This is a genomic window from Thermoactinomyces mirandus (genome assembly GCF_013868055.1).
GTDB lineage: Bacteria > Bacillota > Bacilli > Thermoactinomycetales > Thermoactinomycetaceae > Thermoactinomyces > Thermoactinomyces mirandus.
The window spans coordinates 127,468-148,074 of the sequence record NZ_JACEOL010000009.1; the positions used below are offsets into that span (position 1 = coordinate 127,468).

Annotated in this window: 24 protein-coding genes and 1 pseudogene; 3 read left to right on the top strand and 22 right to left on the bottom strand. The window is 46.4% G+C overall.

The genetic code is table 11. The features are described from left to right. The gene (locus H2C83_RS03665; RefSeq protein ID WP_246333712.1) at positions 1-1,656 is read right to left on the bottom strand and encodes a DNA repair helicase XPB; all 1,656 of its coding nucleotides are present in this window, start codon (positions 1,654-1,656) and stop codon (positions 1-3) included. 132 nt (positions 1,657-1,788) lie between these two features. Here H2C83_RS03665 and H2C83_RS03670 point away from each other — a divergent pair, with 132 nt between their 5' ends. Beyond that, the gene (locus H2C83_RS03670; protein ID WP_181737864.1) at positions 1,789-2,220 is read left to right on the top strand and encodes a protease complex subunit PrcB family protein; all 432 of its coding nucleotides are present in this window, start codon (positions 1,789-1,791) and stop codon (positions 2,218-2,220) included. A gap of 53 nt (positions 2,221-2,273) precedes the next feature. Here H2C83_RS03670 and H2C83_RS03675 read toward each other — a convergent pair whose 3' ends face one another. Next, the gene (locus H2C83_RS03675; protein ID WP_181737866.1) at positions 2,274-2,423 is read right to left on the bottom strand and encodes a hypothetical protein; all 150 of its coding nucleotides are present in this window, start codon (positions 2,421-2,423) and stop codon (positions 2,274-2,276) included. A 198-nt stretch (positions 2,424-2,621) separates the two neighbouring features. Continuing rightward, positions 2,622-2,771 carry a hypothetical protein gene (locus tag H2C83_RS03680; RefSeq protein ID WP_181737867.1) on the bottom strand — a complete coding sequence of 50 codons (150 nt, stop codon included), beginning with the start codon at positions 2,769-2,771 and terminating at the stop codon, positions 2,622-2,624. Between the two features lie 320 nt (positions 2,772-3,091). Here H2C83_RS03680 and mgtE point away from each other — a divergent pair, with 320 nt between their 5' ends. After that, positions 3,092-4,447: a magnesium transporter gene (gene mgtE, locus H2C83_RS03685; protein ID WP_181737870.1), complete on the top strand. Its 1,356-nt coding sequence runs from the start codon at positions 3,092-3,094 to the stop codon at positions 4,445-4,447. 1 nt (position 4,448) lies between these two features. Here mgtE and H2C83_RS03690 read toward each other — a convergent pair whose 3' ends face one another. The 17 genes and pseudogenes from H2C83_RS03690 to H2C83_RS03770 form a co-directional block, all read right to left on the bottom strand. Next, positions 4,449-5,531: a S8 family peptidase gene (locus H2C83_RS03690; protein ID WP_181737872.1), complete on the bottom strand. Its 1,083-nt coding sequence runs from the start codon at positions 5,529-5,531 to the stop codon at positions 4,449-4,451. Positions 5,532-5,603: 72 nt separating this feature from the next. Continuing rightward, positions 5,604-5,786 carry a type II toxin-antitoxin system antitoxin gene (locus tag H2C83_RS03695; protein ID WP_181737874.1) on the bottom strand — a complete coding sequence of 61 codons (183 nt, stop codon included), beginning with the start codon at positions 5,784-5,786 and terminating at the stop codon, positions 5,604-5,606. Further along, positions 5,783-6,634: an SPFH domain-containing protein gene (locus tag H2C83_RS03700; RefSeq protein ID WP_181737876.1), complete on the bottom strand. Its 852-nt coding sequence runs from the start codon at positions 6,632-6,634 to the stop codon at positions 5,783-5,785. The genes H2C83_RS03695 and H2C83_RS03700 overlap by 4 nt, the downstream gene beginning before the upstream one ends. Before the next feature lie 224 nt (positions 6,635-6,858). Further along, a complete protein-coding gene (locus H2C83_RS03705; RefSeq protein ID WP_181737878.1) occupies positions 6,859-7,509 on the bottom strand; it encodes an SGNH/GDSL hydrolase family protein in 651 nt (216 codons plus the stop codon). Then, a complete protein-coding gene (gene spoVAD, locus H2C83_RS03710; protein ID WP_246333713.1) occupies positions 7,509-8,540 on the bottom strand; it encodes a stage V sporulation protein AD in 1,032 nt (343 codons plus the stop codon). The genes H2C83_RS03705 and spoVAD overlap by 1 nt, the downstream gene beginning before the upstream one ends. Before the next feature lie 16 nt (positions 8,541-8,556). Further along, complete coding sequence (gene spoVAC, locus H2C83_RS03715; protein WP_181737881.1) at positions 8,557-9,030, bottom strand: stage V sporulation protein AC; 474 nt, start codon at positions 9,028-9,030, stop codon at positions 8,557-8,559. 275 nt (positions 9,031-9,305) lie between these two features. Then, positions 9,306-9,653, bottom strand: coding sequence for a cupin domain-containing protein (locus H2C83_RS03720; protein WP_181737884.1), 348 nt, complete (start codon positions 9,651-9,653; stop codon positions 9,306-9,308). Positions 9,654-9,772: 119 nt separating this feature from the next. After that, a complete protein-coding gene (locus tag H2C83_RS03725; RefSeq protein ID WP_181737886.1) occupies positions 9,773-10,216 on the bottom strand; it encodes a CBS domain-containing protein in 444 nt (147 codons plus the stop codon). Between the two features lie 114 nt (positions 10,217-10,330). Next, complete coding sequence (locus tag H2C83_RS03730) at positions 10,331-11,539, bottom strand: M20 metallopeptidase family protein (protein WP_181737887.1); 1,209 nt, start codon at positions 11,537-11,539, stop codon at positions 10,331-10,333. Between the two features lie 135 nt (positions 11,540-11,674). Next, the gene (locus H2C83_RS03735; protein WP_181737889.1) at positions 11,675-12,058 is read right to left on the bottom strand and encodes an Asp23/Gls24 family envelope stress response protein; all 384 of its coding nucleotides are present in this window, start codon (positions 12,056-12,058) and stop codon (positions 11,675-11,677) included. Between the two features lie 86 nt (positions 12,059-12,144). Further along, on the bottom strand, positions 12,145-12,963 hold the full coding sequence (locus H2C83_RS03740; protein ID WP_181737891.1) for an NYN domain-containing protein: 819 nt from the start codon (positions 12,961-12,963) through the stop codon (positions 12,145-12,147). A 452-nt stretch (positions 12,964-13,415) separates the two neighbouring features. Beyond that, positions 13,416-13,724, bottom strand: coding sequence for an Fpa/YlaN family protein (locus H2C83_RS03745; RefSeq protein ID WP_246333714.1), 309 nt, complete (start codon positions 13,722-13,724; stop codon positions 13,416-13,418). 101 nt (positions 13,725-13,825) lie between these two features. Continuing rightward, the gene (gene glsA / locus H2C83_RS03750; RefSeq protein WP_220183981.1) at positions 13,826-14,740 is read right to left on the bottom strand and encodes a glutaminase A; all 915 of its coding nucleotides are present in this window, start codon (positions 14,738-14,740) and stop codon (positions 13,826-13,828) included. A 178-nt stretch (positions 14,741-14,918) separates the two neighbouring features. Continuing rightward, positions 14,919-15,395 (bottom strand): PaaI family thioesterase, encoded by a 477-nt coding sequence (locus H2C83_RS03755; protein WP_246333715.1) that lies wholly within the window; start codon positions 15,393-15,395, stop codon positions 14,919-14,921. 114 nt (positions 15,396-15,509) lie between these two features. Next, positions 15,510-16,555 (bottom strand): annotated as a pseudogene (locus H2C83_RS03760) (M42 family metallopeptidase). Between the two features lie 89 nt (positions 16,556-16,644). Continuing rightward, the gene (locus tag H2C83_RS03765; RefSeq protein ID WP_181737893.1) at positions 16,645-17,127 is read right to left on the bottom strand and encodes a PTS sugar transporter subunit IIA; all 483 of its coding nucleotides are present in this window, start codon (positions 17,125-17,127) and stop codon (positions 16,645-16,647) included. A gap of 24 nt (positions 17,128-17,151) precedes the next feature. Beyond that, positions 17,152-18,273: an aminopeptidase gene (locus H2C83_RS03770; RefSeq protein WP_181737895.1), complete on the bottom strand. Its 1,122-nt coding sequence runs from the start codon at positions 18,271-18,273 to the stop codon at positions 17,152-17,154. 218 nt (positions 18,274-18,491) lie between these two features. Between H2C83_RS03770 and msrC the strand changes: the two genes are divergently transcribed. Next, positions 18,492-19,001 carry a free L-methionine (R)-S-oxide reductase MsrC gene (gene msrC / locus H2C83_RS03775; protein ID WP_181737897.1) on the top strand — a complete coding sequence of 170 codons (510 nt, stop codon included), beginning with the start codon at positions 18,492-18,494 and terminating at the stop codon, positions 18,999-19,001. A 215-nt stretch (positions 19,002-19,216) separates the two neighbouring features. Here the strand turns inward: msrC and H2C83_RS03780 are convergent, their stop codons facing one another. Further along, entirely contained in the window at positions 19,217-19,942 is a 726-nt protein-coding gene (locus tag H2C83_RS03780) for an amino acid ABC transporter ATP-binding protein (protein ID WP_181737899.1), read from the bottom strand. After that, entirely contained in the window at positions 19,939-20,598 is a 660-nt protein-coding gene (locus H2C83_RS03785) for an amino acid ABC transporter permease (RefSeq protein WP_181738087.1), read from the bottom strand. The genes H2C83_RS03780 and H2C83_RS03785 overlap by 4 nt, the downstream gene beginning before the upstream one ends. Positions 20,599-20,607 lie beyond the last annotated feature (9 nt).

Consider the following 20,607-nt stretch of genomic DNA (forward strand, 5'->3'; position numbering starts at 1 on the left):
TTATCCTCCCCACTCCAAAACCTGGTATCGGTATCCCTGCTCTCTCAGGAAAGCCTGCCTTCGCCAGGCATACTCCTGGTCAACTGATTCCTTTGTCACCAATTGATAGAAATACGCCTTGTGTCCGGTCTGCTTTGGCCTTAAAACACGCCCCAGGCGTTGTGCTTCTTCCTGCCTTGAACCAAAGGTTCCCGACACCTGGATTGCAACCGAAGCATCCGGCAAATCTACAGCCATATTGGCCACCTTGGACACCAGCAAAACGGAGATTTTTTTCTCCCGAAACTGCTGATACCATTTTTCGCGTTCGGCTTGCGGTGTGGCTCCGGTTATCAGCGGATAACCTAAACGGGCAGCAATCTTTTTCAGTTGATCAATATATTGGCCAATCACCAGGATTTGTTCACCCCGATGCCGGGCCAATAACTCTTCAAGCACCTCCATCTTGAGCGGGTTTTCCGCAGCCAGCCGGTATTGATGGCGTTTTTCCGCCGCCTGGTAAATTTCTTTCTGTCCAGCAGGAAATGAAACCCGCACTTCCTGACAGACTGCTTCCGCGATCCAGCCTGCTGACTCCATTTCCTTCCAAAGCGATGAAAAGATGACAGGTCCGATTAATGTAAACACATCTTTTTCCCGACCATCTTCGCGCACCAGCGCAGCGGTCAGACCAAGTCTCCTTTTTGCCTGCAAATCGGCCGTTACCCGGAAAATGGGAGCAGGCAGCAAATGAACTTCATCATAAATAATCAATCCCCAGTTTCTTTCCCCGAATACCCGCAAATGCGGAAAAATTCCGGTTTTGGAATCCCGTTTGGTCATCATTTGATAGGTGGTGACGGTTACCGGGGCAATCTGTTTCTTTTCTGCCGTATATTCCCCGATTGATTCCCGGGGCAGATCGGTTTTGTCCCTCAATTCCCGCACCCATTGTTTACAGGAAATCGTATTGGGAGTCAAGATGAGGGTCTCTTTGCCAATTTTCCCCATAATGGCAATTGCGACAACGGTTTTCCCCGATCCGCACGGAAGCAGAATCACACCGCTGGACAGCCATCTTTGTGCCGGATGGCAAAAGGTCTGTACCGCTTTTTGCTGATAGGTGCGCAAACCGGAAAAGGAAGAGTGCTTTCTTAACCGGAAATGAAGATATTCCCCTTCGCTATATCCAATTTCATCAACGGGAGGATAGCCCCATTTGACACATTGTTCTTTAATTCGCCCCCGGTATTTCATCGGGAGAACAAGGTTATTCCTGTCCAAATGAAGAACTTCTTCCATCAGGCCGGGGATCTGGCTGATCCGTTCAATAATGGATTTCTTCATGCTGTGGAGGAGAAAAGACTGTTCGTTGTATTTTTCCAGCCGGACCATGCCAAACCGTTCCATATTCTTTCTGATCTGTTGTACAAATCCTGAATCCAACGGAAATCTGGCGTACTTTTTCAGCCACCCGACCAGGAAATCCGGGTGGATTCCGCTGGCGGCGGCCTGCCATAAAGTATATTCATCCAACTGATAGGTATACAGATGATCTGTCTCTTTTAACCGTCTGGCAAAGTAATCCAGCATTTGCAAAACAGACGCCGGGCCGGTATTCCACTTTTCAACCAGAATGGTTCCGTTCCGCATGACCATCAATGGTTTTGCATGCAAATTCACCACCCCTTGACATCTATTTTCACCCGTAAAGGCTGTAACTATTGATCATTTATGAGATAAAATAATTGAAACCCGGTATAATGGAAACCCGTCTGTTCAATAAAAGCTTTTCCAGGAGGTTCAACGATGAAAAACCGGAAAGGGCTTTTTCTTCTCTGTCTTCTGCCATTGCTGGCAGCCTGCTCCGCTTCTGCTCCGGATCCTGAACCAGGAGGAAACAAAATGGAGATTCCTTATCAAGTCATTGCCATCGATCAACTTCCGCCATCCCTTGCCAAACAGGCGCAACAGGCGATTTACTCCGTCAAGGAACAGATTCAGCTACTTTCCGCTGGCAAAAAGATGTATGTAATTTTGAGTTTGGGTGAAAAAAGAATGGCCGGATACGAAATTATTGTCAAAAAAGCGGAGCAGCAGGGAAGCAAACTGATCATTCATGCCAGCAAAAAAGCTCCTGCTGAAAATGATTTTGTGGCACAGGTCATAACTTATCCTGCTGTCATTCTCGTTATCCAACCGGTTCCCAAAGTGAAGCATGCTGAAGTGAAATGGCTTTAAGCATGGATTTAACGTGAAGCATGTTGCCTTTGTGCAGCTTGAGCCTGTCGGAATCAGACAGGCTTTTTGATGCGTTCAGAACGATCACCGTCAGGGGTGTGCGGTTCTTCCCTGCGGGCCGGCTCCGGATCACGGGGAGTCATGATTTCCGGCTGACGGGGCTGGTTAATTTCAGGTTCACGAATAACATCAGGAATTCGCATGATTCTCTTCCCTCCTTCTTTCCATGTAGTCTGTCCGCCTCTATTCTTTTTATAAAGTATGTTTTTTCCAGTAAAAAACCCTTTGTCTTGAACAAAGGGTGAGATAATAATATAGAAAGTCGATTTTCAGGGCTCCGTTCTGTCTTCTTGCAAGGATGCGATCAAGACACTTCAGCGTTCGCCTCCGCTTGCAAGAATTTATTTTTCTTCTTCCTCCTTGTTTTTTTCCACATGATTCTGGTAAGCACGCATCCATGGGGATTCTGGTGACTCCGGGGATTCCCAGGCCGGATTGCTGCCGATCACTGGCTTTTGTGACTGATATCCTTGGGATTCTGGTGGTACCATAGGAGATGACATCCCGGGATAGGGCGGAGCATAAGGGGCCCCGTAACCGGGCCAATGCATGACATTCCCCTGCAAACCTCTACATGTGCCGGAAGGGTAGGGCGGATAAAACGGAACACTGAAACCATAAGGGAAATAATAAGGTAAATAACCGGGTGTATATGAAACCTGCCCATATCTGAAGCCATAAGGCCAACCATACGCGGGATAGAATAAATGGTGCATTTTATTAAAACCTCCTATTTCAACCAGTTAGTCTAATATATGTAAAACCATGCTTGGCTTATGATCTCTTTTTCAAAATTCAAGGGGTAATTTATATGAACAAACAAAAAACCGGTGACAAGGAATACAAGAAATTATTAACTTATTTGCAGGCCCAAAACAATCAGGCGTTTCGGGAATTTATCGGGGAATTGCATTCCTATGACCTGGCCAGGCTCTTTTTTCGATTAAGCAAAATTAACCGGCAGCGTTTGCTTACATTCCTCGAGCCGCTGGAAATTGCCATGCTCATGGAAGAATTGGACCTTCATGAACAAAAAGAAATCATTGCATCCCTCGGTTCCCAAAAGTCGGCACAAGTGTTGAACCATATGCCCAACGACGATGTAGCCGATCTGCTCAGTGAACTGGAGGAAACCCAAACGACAGCTCTTCTCGGGAATATGAGAAATCTGGAAGCCGACAAGGTTCGTACCTTGCTCCATTACCCAAAAGATACGGCAGGGGGATTGATGACCACCGAATTTATCAGCATCCTTGACCACTATACGGTTGAGAAAACAATCCGGATCCTGCGAAAAACAGCCCCCTCTGCGGAAACCATTTACTATCTGTATGTGACAGATCCAAACCAGCGCCTGGTGGGGGTTCTGTCACTGCGTGACCTTTTGGTTGCCCAACCGGAAGACAAAATTTCCGAACTCATGTATAAGCGGGTGATCTCCGTTCCCGCTGAAATGGACCAGGAAGAAGTAGCAAAAATTCTCAGCCGGTATGATTTCCTGGCCCTTCCCGTGGTCAACAACAAAAAACGGTTGCTGGGAATCGTAACGGTTGACGATATCATTGATGTGCTGATTGAAGAAGCCCAGGAAGACATTCAACAGCTGTCAGCCATCCATCCGGACAAAAAACTGTTTGTACATCCTCTCCGTTCGGCAAAAAAACGGATTCCCTGGCTGGTTGTTCTGCTGGCCATCGGCATCGTTACTGCCGATTTGATCAGCCTGTTTGAAAACACCATTCACCTGCTGCCCATCCTGACCGTATTCATGCCAATGATCGCCGGGATGACAGGAAATGCGGCAACCCAATCCCTGGCGTTAACCATTCAGGGATTATCCAGCGACCAATTAACCCCGAAAAACTATGGGAAAGTGATCCGCCATGAAGGAATAGCCGGCACAATTATCGGGATCGTATGCAGCGGTGTCATTTTTGTCGCGATTGGATTCTGGAAAAACTTCCATCTCGGACTGGTAATCGGGGGCTCCCTTTTCTTCACCCTGATTCTGGGAACCCTTGTTGGAACCATAATCCCTATTCTTCTCGAAAAAATTCACATTGACCCGACCACCGCTTCCGGCCCGCTCATCACCACCTTGAATGATGTCCTTTCTTTGATGATCTATTTCGGGTTTGCCACACTGCTGGTGCATTATTTCCTGTAGGTTACAGGGCCTGAACCAGCCCTGCCCCTGTTAATGAATCCCGTCCTTCCGGCGGTAAATCGATCGCCCGCGCAAACAACATGTTTTTTAATTCCTGTGATCCCATGCGCGGATAAGCAGCCCGGTAAATGGCAAGCGCACCGCTCACATGGGCAGCGGCCATGGATGTGCCGCTCAAAATAGCAAACCGGCGATATGAATAGGTGCTCAAAATCTGGGAACCCGGGGCGGAAAGATCCACTTTTCCTGTTGCCGAATATGGTTCGCGCCTGTTATTCCGGTTCAGGGCCGCAACGGAAATGACCGGTTCAATCCGGGCCGGGATGGAAACGGTATCTCCGCTTCCGGCAGGCGTTCCTGTGTTTCCTGCTGCTGCAACCACAATAACTCCCCGTTTTACGGCCGATTGAATCACATATTCCAGTAACGGCGTTGTCATTTTGCCACCGCTGATACTTATATTCAAAACGTGCATACGGTTGGCAATCGCCCATTCAATGCCACGAATCAGGTTGGAAATGGTCCCGTTTCCCGCCGAGTTTAACACTTTAATGGCATAAAGAGATACCCTTGGCGCAATGCCGACTACCCCAAACTGATTATTCAGTGCACCAATAATCCCCGCGATATGCGTACCATGTCCGTTGTCGTCCTGCGGGGAGGCATACGGGGAAAGAATGTTCACCCCGCCTTTGATATTGGCCTTCAGGTCGGGGTGATGGAAATCTATCCCCGTATCAATTACTCCCACCCGTACACCGCTGCCGCTGTTTAAACGCCGTTTACCGATCACACGGGCGATATTCCAGGGAAGTACCTGTTTACTCACATTCGTCGGAACATTTTTGGGAACCGATGCTTTAAACACCTTCTCTACTTTATAGTAAGGGAGGGTTAACGGACGGTCCCTGGAAATTCCGATTAACTCGGGGTCCTTGCGGAGTTTTTGAATTTGTTTCGGATGTCTGAAGGTAGCAATTACAGCCGGCGAATATTTTCCAATATATTGAATATTACCTCCCAGTGCCTTTATTTTTTCCGGATGGACTGTTGACTTGAACAAAAAATGATATTTGGTTCTCATGAAAAATCACCCCTTTATTCTAGTTATGAATAAAAGGGTGATTTGGTTTGGACGAGATTGATAGATTTTTGCTCATTTTCCCTTGTGATCATCTTCGGATTGCTTTGGATAGCGACACGCTTTTTTAACAGCCTGTTTGAGAATAAATTCGATTTGTGCATTCACACTGCGAAACTCATCGGCTGCCCATTTTTCCAGTGAGGAATAGAGAGCATGGTCAATGCGAAGCAAGAAACGCTTTTTTTCCTTGCTCATGTATAAAGGGTGCCCGTATTGATCACAGGCTGTGATTCTCTTTCCGATACCAAAGCAACCATCAGATTGTTCGCCATGGAGGCCTTTCTTTCTTCATCTAATTGGACCACACCTTGCTTTTCCAAATGGGACAGCGTCATTTCCACCATGCTCATGGCACCTTCGACAATCTGTTTTCGTGCCGCGATGATCGCCTGTGCCTGCTGGCGTCTTAACATCGCCTGAGCAATTTCAGGTGCATAAGCCAAATGGCTGATCCGGGCTTCCAGCACTTCGACCCCGGCGATTTTCAACCGTTGTTGCAATTCCAGACGGAGATTGTCTGTCACTTCTTCCGGAGACGTCCTCAGGGAAATGTCTTTTTCATCCTGACGATCATAAGGATAACGGCCGGTGATCGTCCGGATGGCCGTTTCGCTCTGCACAGCGACAAAGGAACCGTAATTTTCCACATCCAACAACGCCTTGGCCGAATCCACCACACGCCAGACAATAACAGCGCCAATCAATACCGGATTTCCGTCAGCGTCATTCACTTTCAATTTATCGCTTTGAAAGTTGCGGACACGCAAAGAAACTTTCTTTTTCAAAGTGAATGGATTGGTCCAGAACAAACCATCCTCGCAAACACTGCCCACATATTTCCCGAAAAACAGCAATACACGGGCTTCGTTCGGCTGAATCAATGTAAATCCCGGCAAGGAAATCAGAAAAACAAGCACAAAAAGAACACCTAACAAATTTTCCATGATGATCAGATAAGCCCCTGCAACCAGCAAAACCAGATCCAAAAGCAGGATCAGGAAACCATTCATCTTCCAGGCCGGAGTTTCTTGTGATTGATTCATAAGCTCACTCCTTATCATTTTATTATCTTTATGATATCACTTTGATAAATAAAAAACCACCCTTAACTTTAAAGGAAATGAGTCAAGTAAAAAACCATTTCCCTAATCAGGAAATGGTTGGGTTTGTCGACAGAGTCTGGGAAAGCACTACTTTCTTGCAAGGCGGGAACGGAGTCCTGAAAATCGCTTTCCTGGATATGTTTTTCTGCAGTCTGAATCGATCCTTATAATGCCGATCGGGAAGGTTCACTTTGTTCAACAGACTGAATAAACAACTGCGCCAGTTGGTCATATCCCATCTGATTCGGATGGACTTCGTCGCAAAAATATTCGGTTCGGTTCAGGAAACAGTGATACGGGTTGACCAAATGGACACCAAATGTACGGCACAATCTGGTATAAAGCCGGTTAAGGGACTGTACCAGAATCTTTGCCTGTTCAATTCCCAGTTCGTAAGCGGGCAAAGGGATATAGAAACCGAGCAGATAAACGGTCAAATCCGGGTTTTTATCACGAATCAGGGAAAAAATGCGACGAACGTTTTCCTGAACCTTTTTTGTGGATTTCAATATCTCTTTTAAGGAAAGCTTACCCTGATCATAAAGCCGGATAAAATCGCATCCTCCCGTCGTGAGTGTCAAGTGGGTCAGTCGGGGGAAAAGGCGCTGCAAGGCCGGATTTTGCACAAAATGAAGCAATTCGGATGAAGTCATTCCCGAGATTCCCCAATTGCGTAGATGGCAATTTTCAGAGTGTTGCAGATAACGGAAAAATTGCGCTACAAAATGCTGATCCGGGCTGTTGGCCCCGATCCCTTCCGTCAAGGAATCCCCGATCGCCAAATAGGATACTGGAACAGGCGGTTGATTACGCATCAAGATCCTCCCTTCTGTTGTCGTTTTTCAAATGAAACAGCGTGCGCTATGCAGGGGATAGCTTCTCCCTGCTGGTAAGATATCGGGCTGAGCAAAGCACCCGTCGCCACCACCAGAATACGGTCATAATGGCCTTCTTCCATTTCCTTCAGCAGATGGCCATATGTGACAATCGCACTGCTGGCACAACCGCTCCCTCCGGCAAATGTTTCCTGATCCGAGGTATAGATCAGCAAACCACAATCCTTGAATTTCTGGCCCATGTTATAACCTTCATTTTCCAACAGCTCTCTTGCTATCGGCAATCCGACCGACGCCAGGTCTCCAGTTACGATGAGGTCATAATCTTTCACCGTTCGTCCGGTATCTGCAAAATGGGTTTGAATCGTTTTGGCAGCAGCCGGAGCCATGGCCGATCCCATATCAAACGGATTTTTTATTCCCAAATCGGTAACTTTGCCAATCGTGGCGTACCTGACCGCAATATCGCCACCGCCTTTTCCAAGCACACAAGCCCCGGCACCGGTTACGGTCCATTGGGCGGTGTCCGGTTTTTGCCCGCCGTATTCGGTCGGGTAACGGTATTGTTTTTCAGCAGTACAATTGTGGCTGCTGACACCGGCAACGGCATAATTGGCATATCCGCCATCCACCAGAACAGCCGCCAGGGACAGTGAAAGCATGGAAGTAGAACAGGCGCCATAAACGCCCAGCAAAGGAATCTGATTGGTTTTGGCGGAAAAGGAAGCAGAAATGTTTTGGTTGAGCAAATCCCCGGCCAGGTAGAAATCAATCTGCTGCGGGGTCAGGTTTGCCTTCTGAATGGCAATTTGTACTGCGTCTTCCAACATCTTGCGCTCTGCTTTTTCCCAAGTGTCCTGACCCATATACAGGTCCGGATAAATTTTGTCATAACGGTCTTTTAACTGTCCTTTCCCTTCCATGGGCCCTGCAGTTGCGGCACTGGCAAGGACGCATACATCTTCCGAAAATCCCCAGGTGCTCCGGCCAAGTAATTTTTTACCTTTCAATTTCATCTCCCCCGGATTATTTGACTAAGTGCAGGAGCATATGGATAATTCCCACAGCAAAAGCGGCAACGGTTCCAAACACAATCACGGAACCTGCCAGTTTAAACATTTTGCCGCCTACCCCCAGCACAAAACCTTCCGCCCTGTGTTCCAAAGCGGCTGACGCTATTGAATTGGCAAAGCCGGTTACCGGCACAGCCGTTCCTGCACCGGCCCATTGCCCAAAACGATCATATACCCCAAGGCCTGTCAGAAGACATGACAGAAAAATCAATGTAGCCACCGTCGGATCTCCTGCTTTTTCAGGCTTAAAGCCAAACCAATGAACATACATTAAAGAGAGTGCCTGGCCAAGCATGCAAATCGCTCCGCCAACTACAAAGGCTTTCAGACAGTTTATGAACACCTTGGGTCGCGGCTGGTGCTTTTTGGCCAATTTCTGATAGGCTTTTGCCTGTTCTTTCTCATTGTTTGCCGAATTTCCGTTCATGCTGATTCTCTCCTTTCCCCATCTTTTATCTCTTCTTAGAGTGTGGTCTTTCCCGTTTCTTTATGCACAAGAAAAGCATTCCTGATGGAATGCCCGAGACCGTTAAAAATATGGCAAAGCGATTTTAAGAAGAGCCGTCTGTGTGAGAACTGCGCAGTTCCAGGCGATTCCCCGCCATTTTCAAAAAACCGCTTCTTTAACCTTTACTTGATAACTGGAAATGAGTGCTGTCTACAAATAGCGAATTTTATGAAAACCTGTTGCATGGACAAATCTCATTTTCTGTTTTGAATTTGTTCAGAAAATGTTTTGGCTTCCAGTTCAGTGACGGAACTGATCAATAACGAACAACCTTTATCAGTAGTTATGGAATGGCTCAATCCGCGGGAACAGTAGAAATAGTCTCCCTGGTACAATTTTTCCTGTCCGTAACTTACTTCTCCATCAACCACAAAAATTTCTTCTCCTCCAGCATGTTCATGCACTGGAAATACTCCACCGGGGAGCATTTTGACAAACACGCTGTATTTATCTGCTGACTTGCGCAAATAGGTCAAATATACGCCATCACCCATCTGGATTGAGTTTTGTTCATCCCTGCGGATGATATAAGATTTATTCATTATGTAACCTCCTACCCGATTTGAAACTCATTGTAACCCCTTTTCACAGTAACATCAAGGGATTTCGGCAAATCAACGGCGTGAAAAATGCCGCTAGAAATAACTAGCGGCCGATACAGTTATTGGAGGTCATTTGATGCATTTGGATTGTGCTTTTCAGAAATCTTGTTCAAGGCTTGACCCGCTTCATCCTGATAAGGTTGACGAACGGCCAAATCCCCTATGGAAACGACCCCGACAATCCGGTTATTTTCTACAACAGGCAAACGGCGGACCTGGGCCTGCGCCATTAACCGGGCTGCTTCGTCCACCGACATGTCCGGAGTGCCATACACCAGATCGGTTGACATAATGTCACTGACAGAACCGGAATTCGGCATCTTGTTGGCAATTCCACGCGTAACAAGGTCACGGTCTGTCACAACTCCGACTAACTGGCCGTTTTCAACAACCGGCACCATTCCGATATTTGCCTGGCGCATTCTTTCAGCTACTTCAAACACATTGTCCCGGGGAGTGACAGAGTAAACATTGGTTGACATAATATCGCGCAAGGTATGCATCAAGAATCCCTCCTTATGCACTATCTTTTGCCGGGGAGAGCCTTCTCATTCCTGACACTGATTGCATGTAATCGCAATATCTGCCAGCCCATAAAACGGGAATCCTGTGCCCGCCTATGAAGGAAGTTCCGTGAAAAACAAGGAAGAGCAAACATATGGTACTGCCTCCGCAAGCACCAGCCGTATCAGCAATTCTGCCCCTACCCTCATGGCCTGCTCGTCAAAATCAAACAGCGGATGATGATGAGGATAGCCAAAATTTTCTTTATTCCCGGCTCCAACGAAACAAAAGGCGCCGGGACGTTTCTGGAGATAATAGCTAAAGTCTTCGCTGGCCATAAGAGGATTTATATCCCATACGTTCTTTTTTCCCACTATTTTGCGGGCTGCCTCCCTGATCCGCGAAACCGCTTTTTCTTCATTTGCAAGCGCGGGGTAACCCTGCTGATAACGACATTCATGGCTGGCACCATACATCCGGCAAGTCGCTTTGGTGATTTCCTCCAGCCGGTATTGAATATGCCGGCGTACCTCTTCCTTGAATGTTCTGACAGTTCCCTGCAAATGGCAACTTTCGGCAATGACGTTAAACGCTTGCCCGGCGTGAATTGTGCCCACCGTAAGAACCCCGGAATCCAGGGGATCGATCTGCCGGCTGATGATCGATTGCAAATTGACAACAAGCTGGGCGGCGATCTGGACCGCATCGACAGCTTCGTGCGGCAGACCGCCATGGCCGCCACGCCCCTTGATCCTGATTTCAAATGAATCGGCGGCAGCCATCAATTCACCCGGTCGGGTACCGATCACCCCATATGGCAAGGGGGTCCACAAGTGGACACCATAAATGAGATCGACATCCTCCAGGACTCCGTCTTCAATCATGGCATTGGCTCCTCCCGGAACCAATTCTTCAGCCGGTTGGAAAATAAACAGCACAGTGCCGGATAACTGTTCACGAAATTCCGCCAGCAATTCGGCAACCCCCATCATCATCGCCATGTGTCCATCATGCCCGCAGGCGTGCATCACACCGGGCACTTTTGAGCGATAGGCACAGGTCTTCTGGTCCTGAATCGGCAGTGCATCCATATCGGCGCGAAGGGCCACGGTTACGCCCGGTTTTTTCCCTTTGAGCAGGCCGGTCACTCCATGTCCGCCTACCCCCGTTTGCACCTCAAGCTGCAACTGCCGCAAATGGTCGGCAACGATCTGCGCAGTTTTTTGTTCCTGAAAGGACAACTCCGGAAATTGATGGAAGTGCCTTCTCCATTCTCTCATTTTCGGAAAAAGATGATTCAATCTGTTTTTAATTGCAGTCATCTTTCTCCCTCTTTTCCCTGAAGTTTTTGAAGACTGAATATTATGAAATTGTTATACCTTTATTCACCAAGCCGGAAATTATGTATTGGAGACTGAACAAACCAAAAAGAGGGTGATGGCCTGTCACCCTCTATTTCAACGGACACGCTGTGATTCTGTGCTTTCCTCAGCGGATTCCTTCAACGCTACTCCTTCGACCTTGACATTTACTTCCACGACAGACAAGCCTGTCATGGTTTCAACCGCTTCTTTGACATTATGTTGCAGCTCTCTGCAAACATTATGAATCTTTTCACCGTACTCCACGATTACCTTCAAATCAATCGCCGCTTCGAGGTTCCCTACTTCTACATGGACCCCCCGTGTCACGTTCTTGCCGCTCACGCGTTTGGCAAAACCTTCTGCCACCCCGCCTGACATGCCGGAGATTCCCTTGGTTTTACCTGCAGCCAGTCCTGCGATCACTGCCACCACGTCATCAGCAATCCGAACAGTTCCCTGATTCCTCTGTTCAGCCACGGTTTCACCCCCTCATCGCTAAAGAAAAATACCCCTCTCGCTTAGTTTATCATAACCTGGATTTCAAATAATATTTTCCTTTGCGATTAACTCACTTTATAGCCGGCAATTTTCACCATCGTTTGAACCTGGGAATGATTGAGGTTCACCTTATATCCATAATACGTCTTATCATCCATTTCAATTTCCACGGGGATAATAAATTTCCCTTTTAACAGCTTTGCAAACAATTGGTTTGCTTCAATTTCATCCAGATGGAATTTGCGCATAAAGTCATTTTTAATCCATGTACTTCCATAACTTTTGCCAATATTATTGGGATCATGATACCATTCATAAATTTGCACGACAGCATTATGAATCAAACGATCCAGGCTGGTTAAGTTCTGAAACCCGTTAATATTCAAAAATTCGAACAGATTGTGTGTTTGGTCGCAGAATTCATGCAATTGCGCAGTCCGGGACAAGCTTTCATCACAAAGGCAAAACAGCTCCACACGTTTCCCTCTGGACCACAGGCGATCCAAAAGCGGAATCATATCCTGGTCTGCGCTTACGATGACAAAGGTATTGATTTCAGGAATTTCATATAAAACTTCCATCGCATCCAGGCAGAGCTGGATGTCAGCTGCGTTTTTCCGCTCTTTCCCATCACGGCCGTTACCATACACCTGATGGATATGCACACGTTTTTTCTGCAAACTCATCATGGACAAATCTAGTTGTTCAAAATCGGCATAAGCTTCCATAAGCCGAATTGATTCTCTGCCATAGTGTTCCTGCAGGCGCAAGAACAGGTTATGCGTTTCATCCGGATGGTCAGGGTCGATATGATATTTTTTTAGTCCGTAATATACATTTTCAAGGTCAATAAATATCGCTGTATCTTTTGGCATAGGGGGCATCTTTATCCCTCCTTTCACATAATTAAGCATATTCAATTATTTCGATCTCTTACAGTGTTTTCCTGCCAAAAATTTGTCAAAATCATCGTTCAGATGCTTTGATAAGATTTGACATTTTTCCGTGTTTTCTTTATTCTTGCTGCAGATTTTTGCCCCCATCGGGCATCATTTCTATTATTTATTCCCTAATATGATCATAAATATGACAAAATATTTGACAAACTGTTACACAACACTCCTCGCTATTGGGTGACCAGCCTGAATGAGGCGAAGCGGATGTATTCGAATGCAAACTGTGCCGTCTCCGGAAATGGGCACTTGCATTTATTCAACCGGACTGTTTCCCTTTATGGAAAACCGGATTGTCTCCAACGATGACCTTTCCTAAAGCTTGCTAAAAACAAAAGACCCCTTTTCAAAAAAGGGAGTCTACGGATTTATTGATATAACTCTTACTCATCCAAAGACTTCAAGAGAACCTTTGAATAAAGATCTTCAAGTTTCCGTTCCAGATCGTGCATGATTTGCTGACCTTGCTCTCTGGTAATCATCCCCGCACGAACGGCAAAATCAATTTCCCTTGATAAACCAAACATTTGTGTATCTAAAACTTCCTCGTATAAAGGACATTTAGGCAAGGTAAGATTGTCCAGCTGAACGGAAATGAGCTGAGCAATTTTATCTGCATCTTCTCTTAACAACTGCAATGCTTTAAAATTCATTTCGGTCTGTGCTGGCATGGTCAAAGCAAACCCCTCCATCGACCGCCATAATCGCAATTGGTTTGCTTGAAACGGCCCATTATGCGTTAATGTTAGTTTACCATGATCCGCCTTTGTTTGTAAAATACTGAATAAGATCATTAAAAGATACTGAGATCCAACTGCCTTGATAAATCCTCCAATAAAGCGGTTCCTGCAATGCTGTTCCCTTTTTGATCCAGGGCAGGCCCGAACACTCCGATCCCCATGCGCATCGGCACAGAGGCCATGATCCCTCCCGATACTCCGCTTTTTGCCGGAATTCCCACTTTGATGGCAAATTCCCCGGATGCGTTATACATTCCACATGTTACCATAAATGTTTTGGCCAGTCGAGAGACACAGGCCGGAACAACCATCCGGTTGTCGAAGGTTTTTCCGTATTGCGCAAGGCAGAGGCCGATTTTGGCCAGGTCTTCACAGGTTATCTGAATGGCGCATTGGCGCAGATAGGCTTCCAGCGTTTCTTCCACCCGATCAATCAAATGCAACTCCTTCAAAAAGTGGGCCAACGCACGATTGCGATGCGAAGTCTCATATTCGGACCGGAAAACATCCTCATTTACTTTAATGTTGATGTTTCCGGTCATTTCCTCAATCAGGTGAATCATCCGGCCTACTTTTTCTTCGACAGTTTGCCCCTTGATCAGTGAAGTCACAACCAACGCCCCGGCGTTAATCATAGGGTTTAAAGGCTTTTGCGTCTGGAAGATTTCCATTTTGTAGATGGAGTTGAAGGGATCTCCCGTCGGTTCCATTCCTACCATGGAAAATACCTTACGTTCACCACAATCCATAATTGCCAGGATTAACGCAATCACTTTGGATATGCTTTGCATCGTAAAACGTTCCGGAAACCGGCCCGCCTTGTAAATTCCCCGGTTCCGTGTAACCACGGTAATTCCCAGCTGTGACGGGTCCTGTTCAGCCAACAGGGGGATATAATCGGCGCACTTTCCTTCCCTTGTTTTGAATTGATGCTTTTCAACAAGCCTTTCCAGCAATTCCTTCATCATCAATCCTTCTTTCTCATTGATGTTCTATTCATTATCTTGTCCGATTATTTCCCGGTTATTTTAAGCCGGTCCCGCACATTTTGGTGTTAATTGTCTTGCGGCTCCTGACGCTGACTTTACGCCCGGAAAAAAATCCCTGCATCTGAAACGGTCCCTGCCAATAGGACCGTTTCACTCTTCACCTGATAATAAAAAATGTAGCGGTCGCGTGAGTAATCAGGTGGTTTTTCTCATTTCGGATCTCACACGAAGCCGAAGCGAGACTGCTGCCCATTCTTAGCAGTTTTGCTCGTGAAATCAGTTGTTTGCCTCTGCCCGGAGCCAAATACCTTACGTTCATATCAGCTGTGACCACACCTTTGGCATCTTCCGGCATCCGTTTATAGATCAGCGAACCCATCACTGAATCTGCCAGAGTGGCCGTAATTCCTCCATGGACCATCCCTGCCCCGTTCATCATAAAAGGAGTGATGGGAATGGAAAATTCATATTCATCTTCTCCGACAAAACTCCCCTTTAATCCCAAAAATCCCGACATATAAGCACTGTTTCTCTCTCTTTTCTGTTTAATCGCCTGAACGGCAAGGGACAAGACCTGCTTTTCCTCATCATTTCCCTCACTGATTATGAAATCCAGTTCTGTCTGCAAATCCAATTTTTCCACTCCTTGTCAACACTTAATAACAGGATGATTGTGATAATTAAAACTATAAAAAATAAATCGGTTTTTCGCAATCTGTCCCATTAAACCGGAAGTTCCGCCATCTTTTTACATGGTTTTGGAAGTCAGATAATAATAGAGCAAATGATACGTATTTTCCAATGCATCCCGGTGTGTCCGCTCATAAGCATGGGAAGCGTCCACCCCTGGACCAATCAGGGCGTGCTTCACATCATATCCGGCCCGTACGGCAGCGCTGGCATCAGAAGCATAATGCGGGTAAATATCCACCTGATAATTGAGGCCGTTTTCTTCAGCCAGCCCGATCAATTGGTTGGTAAGGCCATAAGATAGGGCCCTGTTCCATCTTTAGCGCAGATGGAAACGCCGTATTCATTCGTTACCTGCCCTTCACCCACCGCGCCTATATCAACGGCCACATATTCGCGTACAAGAGCGGGAATATTGGAATTTGCCCCGAAGCCAACCTCTTCAAAATTGCTGAAATAAAAATGAGTCGTATATGGAAGGACTACACTCATTTCTCTGATGGCTGCCAACAATTCAATCAGGACGGCCGCACTGGCTTTGTCATCAAGATGGCGTGCTTTGATAAAACCGGTTTCCGTCTTCATGATCCAGGGATCAAAGGATACAAAATCACCGACTGATATTCCCAAAGCCTTTGCTTCATCGGAGGATCGGACACGTGCATCAAGACGGATTTCCATGGTTTCATCCGAACGTTTCTGCGTTTCCGCATTATCATAAACATGAACCGAAGTATGAGAGGACAGGATCGTGCCAGGAATAAGCTCTCCTTTTCTTGTCTCCACATAACAATAAACCCCGTCAACGGAAAACCAGCCAAATCCGCCGATTTTGCTCAGTTTCAAGCGTCCATTGGGCTTGATTTCCTTAACCATCGCCCCCAGGGTATCCACGTGAACCGTTACAAACCGGTGCTGCCTTTGGTCTTCACCCGGTACCACAACACGCAATCCCCCTTTATTGGCAAATACCGTCTGCAATCCGGCCTGCTTCAAACGGCGATCCACATATTGAATGGCCTGTTCGGCATGTCCGGCTGGACTCTATATACTCAGCAACTCCAAAAGTGTCTGAATCACTTTCTGTTCCGGAAAATGCACCATAAACTGTTCCCTCCTTATATTTTCAAAAGAAAAGGCTTCCTTTCATCTGGCTCATGAGAAGGAAGCCCTTACAGGACTTGATTAATAGCTTATTTTTTGCCTACCGTTGCTACCAGGCTTTCTCCGGCATGCAAATCCTTGCTTGCCTTCAGCTCAATCTTCCATTCGGCAGACTGTGGAAAAACAACTGGTGTGATCAGAGATTTTCCTTGCTCTTTTATGCGGTTCATATCAAATTGAAGCAATTTTTGCCCGATCTTGACCGTATCGCCCTCACCGATGAACACCTCAAATCCTTCCCCGTTTAAATCAACCGTATCGATACCAATGTGGATCAACAGTTCGATGTCATCGGAAGTTTTAAGGCCAATCGCATGCTTTGTCGGGAAAACATGAATCACTTCGCCGTCAACCGGAGCCAGCACTTCTCCCTGTGCCGGATCAATGGCAAAGCCTTCCCCCATCATCTTCCGGGAAAAAACCTGGTCAGGCACCTCTTCCAATGACAGCAGCCGACCGGTAAGCGGGGCAAACACCTCCACACTTTTCTTTCGTTTTTTCCAAAAAAACATGTCAAATTCCCCCATCTTCTCCTGTCAGCTCTGCTTCAGGTTTTCCGGATTAAGCGGAATCAGGTCATCAACCACAAAGAGACCGTCTTTGCGAATCAATTCACCGTCAAAATAAATTTCTCCACCACCGTATTCCGGTCGTTGGATCAGCACCAGATCCCAGTGGATGGAGGACCGGTTTCCATTATCAGCGTTTTCATATGCCTGACCCGGAGTAAAGTGGAAACTTCCGTTGATTTTTTCGTCAAACAGCGTATCTTTCATGGGATGATTGATATACGGATTGATGCCAAGGCTGAATTCGCCAATATAGCGGGCACCCTCATCGGTATCCAGAATCTGGTTCAGGCGTTCGGTATGATTGGCCGTTGCTTTGGCAATTTTTCCATTCTCCAGTTCAAAGGAAATTTTTTCAAAGGTGACTCCCTGGTTTACCGACGGGGTATTGAAGGTAATCACTCCGTTGACCGAATCGCGCACTGGGGCAGTGTATACTTCTCCATCCGGAATATTCATTTCCCCGGCACATTTTATAACGGGAATTCCTTTAATAGAAAAAGTAAGATCGGTTCCCGGGCTGACAATCCGCACCTGATCCGTCTGTTCCATCCGTTTTACAAGCGGTTCCATCGCTTTGGACATTTTTTTGTAATCCACATTGCATACCTGAAAATAAAAGTCTTCAAAGGCTTCCGTACTCATGTTTGCCAACTGGGCCATGGATGGATTGGGATAGCGAAGTACAACCCATTTTGTATGCTTTACCCGTTGTTCGCTATGTACGGGATGATTAAACTCGCTGGTGAATAATTTCATTTTTTCTTCCGGAATATCACTTAACTCGCTGACATTGTCGCTGCCGCGAATGCCGATGTAACAATCCATTGACTTCATTTGCTCCAGGGCGTGATGGGTCCAGGTCTCCATATGCGCCTCAGAGGTTCCCAGGAGCAGAGCACGGGTGATGAAATGATCGTTCAGCTGAACATATGGATACCCTCCCGCATCATAAACCGCTGCCACAACAGCACGTGCCAGTTCTCTCTCTTTTCCGAACACATCAATCAGGACACGTTCTCCCGATTGTACGTTGCAGGAATGCTCTACCAATATTTTGGCCAGTTTTGAAACGCGCAAGTCACGCATAACGTCATCTCCTTTTATGTCCATGACCAATATTATTTTTAGGATGATTATATTTCATTCATCCATTACGCTTTTATTTTATCATTTTTACAAAGAAAGCACTTTTTCTTTTCTTTATTCTTCATTAGATGTAAAATATGCTTTAAAATAGAATTTTTTCACCGTTATTGTTTATTATTATTCTATTTTTAAAATAATAAACAAAAAGGGGGTATTCCATGTTTGTGTTTAAACATATTCAGGCTGACAAAAAAACAGGTTACGAAACGATGTTAAACCAGTTATCCGGCTTGCTGGAAGGGGAAACGGACTGGCTGGCCAACCTGTCCAATACCGCCTCCCATTTGATCCACTCCCTGCCGGATCTTAACTGGGCCGGTTTTTACCTGCTAAAAGACGAAGAACTTGTTTTGGGTCCCTTCATGGGCAAACCGGCTTGTGTGCGCATTCCTGTCAGCAAGGGGGTATGCGGAACTGCCGTAAAGGAGAAACGGACACTGCTGGTAAAAGATGTGACAACCTTTCCCGGGCATATCGCTTGTGATGCGGACAGCCGTTCAGAAGTGGTGATCCCCCTGTATGTGAACAGGCAAATTATCGGGGTGCTGGATATAGACAGCCCCAAACAGGCACGCTTCGATGAGGAAGATGTGGCAAATCTGGAGAAATACGCCGGGATTCTGCTGAAAAAAACCGATTGGAGCCCGCTGTTGTCCAGGCAAAGCTAACCCCCTTGCCAGGTGATTTTCAGGACTCCGTTTCGCTTCTGCCGGGGATAACAGGCAATTATGTTGCTCCGGTATCCATTTCCAGGCGGCTTTCCATTTACTGCACGCAAACAGTTTTACCTGTTTTTTCCCGGAAATATCTGCTCATCACTTATGTATCCTCACACTTTGTTTCGTGTTCAAGGCCCGATGTAACCTGCCGGGCCTTACCCTATCTAACTGTACACCTGGCTTAAAAATTGCCTTGTCCGTTCTTCTCTGGGTGACTCGAAAATTTGCTCCGGAGAACCTGATTCAATAATGGCTCCTTCATCCAAAAACATGACCTGATCGGCCACCTCGCGTGCAAATCCCATTTCATGGGTAACAATGACCATTGTCATTCCTTCCTGGGCCAATTCCTTCATCACAGCCAATACTTCCCCGACCAGTTCCGGATCAAGCGCCGAGGTCGGTTCGTCAAACAGCATGACTTTTGGCCGCATGGCCAGCGCACGGGCGATCGCCACCCGCTGTTTTTGCCCACCCGACAAGGAATGCGGGTAAACATGGGCTTTATCGCCCAGTCCAACTTTTTCCAACAACTCCAGCGCCAACTGTCTGGCTTTTTCCTTCTTCATCTTTTTTACATACACTGGAGCCTCAATTAAATTTTCCATTACTGTCCGGTGCGGGAACAAGTGAAAATGCTGAAATACCATGCCGATTTCCTGCCGCATCTGATTAAGATCGTTATATTGCGGATTAACTTTTTTGCCTTCAAAACAGATTTCTCCGGAATCAGGCATTTCCAAAAAATTCAGACATCTGAGCAAAGTGCTTTTGCCCGAACCACTGGCACCGATCAACACAACCACTTCACTTTTTTCAACTTTCAAATCAATGCCTTTTAATACGTGAACGCTACCGTATGATTTTTTCAGCTTTTTTACTTCAATCAAGCGCTGACACTCCTTTTTTCAACATTCAAATGTTTTTCAATCCACTGCAACAGGAAAGTAAATATCAAAACCAATGCTAAATAATACAAACCGTTAATAAAATATGTCTCAAACTGTGCAAAATTGTCAGCTGCTGCTCCCAAAGCCGATGCCCACAACTCTGTCCCGCCAATATAAGCCACCAAAGAGGAATCTTTCAGCCCGATGATAAACTGGTTTCCCAGTGAAGGGATGGAACGGCGAAAAGCCTGCGGCAATATAATCCGCCGCATTGCCAACGAATACTTCATTCCCAGGGAACGGGCAGCTTCCATCTGACCTTTATCGATTGACTGGATCGCACCCCGGAATATTTCCGCAATATACGCCCCTGCATGGATCGCCAGTGCATGTATTCCCGCCATAAAGGAATCCAGTACCACCATGTGTGACAAACCAAAGTAAATCGCAAAAATCTGCACAATCAGGGGAGTCCCGCGGATTACCGTAATATAGACAGTTGCGATTCCCTTTAAAACAACATTGCGGGAAATCTTGAAAAACGCAATAATCAATCCGATCACAGTCCCCAGAAGCAAAGACCAGAAAGTTAACTGGACAGTTTGCCAGGCAGCTCTGGTAAAGCCGGGTAACGTCGCTTGAAAAATTTCAATTATATCCATTTT

Excerpts from the sequence above, each read along its gene's own strand:
- H2C83_RS03680 (WP_181737867.1), bottom strand. The coding sequence starts at position 2,771 with ATGGTACCACCAGAATCCCAAGGATATCAGTCACAAAAGCCAGTGATC.
- H2C83_RS03670 (WP_181737864.1), top strand. The coding sequence starts at position 1,789 with ATGAAAAACCGGAAAGGGCTTTTTCTTCTCTGTCTTCTGCCATTGCTG.
- H2C83_RS03740 (WP_181737891.1), bottom strand. The coding sequence starts at position 12,963 with ATGCCCCCTATGCCAAAAGATACAGCGATATTTATTGACCTTGAAAAT.
- H2C83_RS03695 (WP_181737874.1), bottom strand. The coding sequence starts at position 5,786 with ATGAGCAAGGAAAAAAAGCGTTTCTTGCTTCGCATTGACCATGCTCTC.
- H2C83_RS03725 (WP_181737886.1), bottom strand. The coding sequence starts at position 10,216 with ATGCATACCTTGCGCGATATTATGTCAACCAATGTTTACTCTGTCACT.
- H2C83_RS03730 (WP_181737887.1), bottom strand. The coding sequence starts at position 11,539 with ATGACTGCAATTAAAAACAGATTGAATCATCTTTTTCCGAAAATGAGA.
- H2C83_RS03745 (WP_246333714.1), bottom strand. The coding sequence starts at position 13,724 with ATGGAGGGGTTTGCTTTGACCATGCCAGCACAGACCGAAATGAATTTT.
- H2C83_RS03720 (WP_181737884.1), bottom strand. The coding sequence starts at position 9,653 with ATGAATAAATCTTATATCATCCGCAGGGATGAACAAAACTCAATCCAG.
- H2C83_RS03675 (WP_181737866.1), bottom strand. The coding sequence starts at position 2,423 with ATGCGAATTCCTGATGTTATTCGTGAACCTGAAATTAACCAGCCCCGT.
- H2C83_RS03690 (WP_181737872.1), bottom strand. The coding sequence starts at position 5,531 with ATGAGAACCAAATATCATTTTTTGTTCAAGTCAACAGTCCATCCGGAA.
- H2C83_RS03765 (WP_181737893.1), bottom strand. The coding sequence starts at position 17,127 with ATGTTTTTTTGGAAAAAACGAAAGAAAAGTGTGGAGGTGTTTGCCCCG.
- msrC (WP_181737897.1), top strand. The coding sequence starts at position 18,492 with ATGTTTGTGTTTAAACATATTCAGGCTGACAAAAAAACAGGTTACGAA.
- H2C83_RS03700 (WP_181737876.1), bottom strand. The coding sequence starts at position 6,634 with ATGAATCAATCACAAGAAACTCCGGCCTGGAAGATGAATGGTTTCCTG.
- H2C83_RS03770 (WP_181737895.1), bottom strand. The coding sequence starts at position 18,273 with ATGCGTGACTTGCGCGTTTCAAAACTGGCCAAAATATTGGTAGAGCAT.
- spoVAC (WP_181737881.1), bottom strand. The coding sequence starts at position 9,030 with ATGAACGGAAATTCGGCAAACAATGAGAAAGAACAGGCAAAAGCCTAT.
- glsA (WP_220183981.1), bottom strand. The coding sequence starts at position 14,740 with ATGATGAAGGAATTGCTGGAAAGGCTTGTTGAAAAGCATCAATTCAAA.
- H2C83_RS03705 (WP_181737878.1), bottom strand. The coding sequence starts at position 7,509 with ATGCGTAATCAACCGCCTGTTCCAGTATCCTATTTGGCGATCGGGGAT.
- mgtE (WP_181737870.1), top strand. The coding sequence starts at position 3,092 with ATGAACAAACAAAAAACCGGTGACAAGGAATACAAGAAATTATTAACT.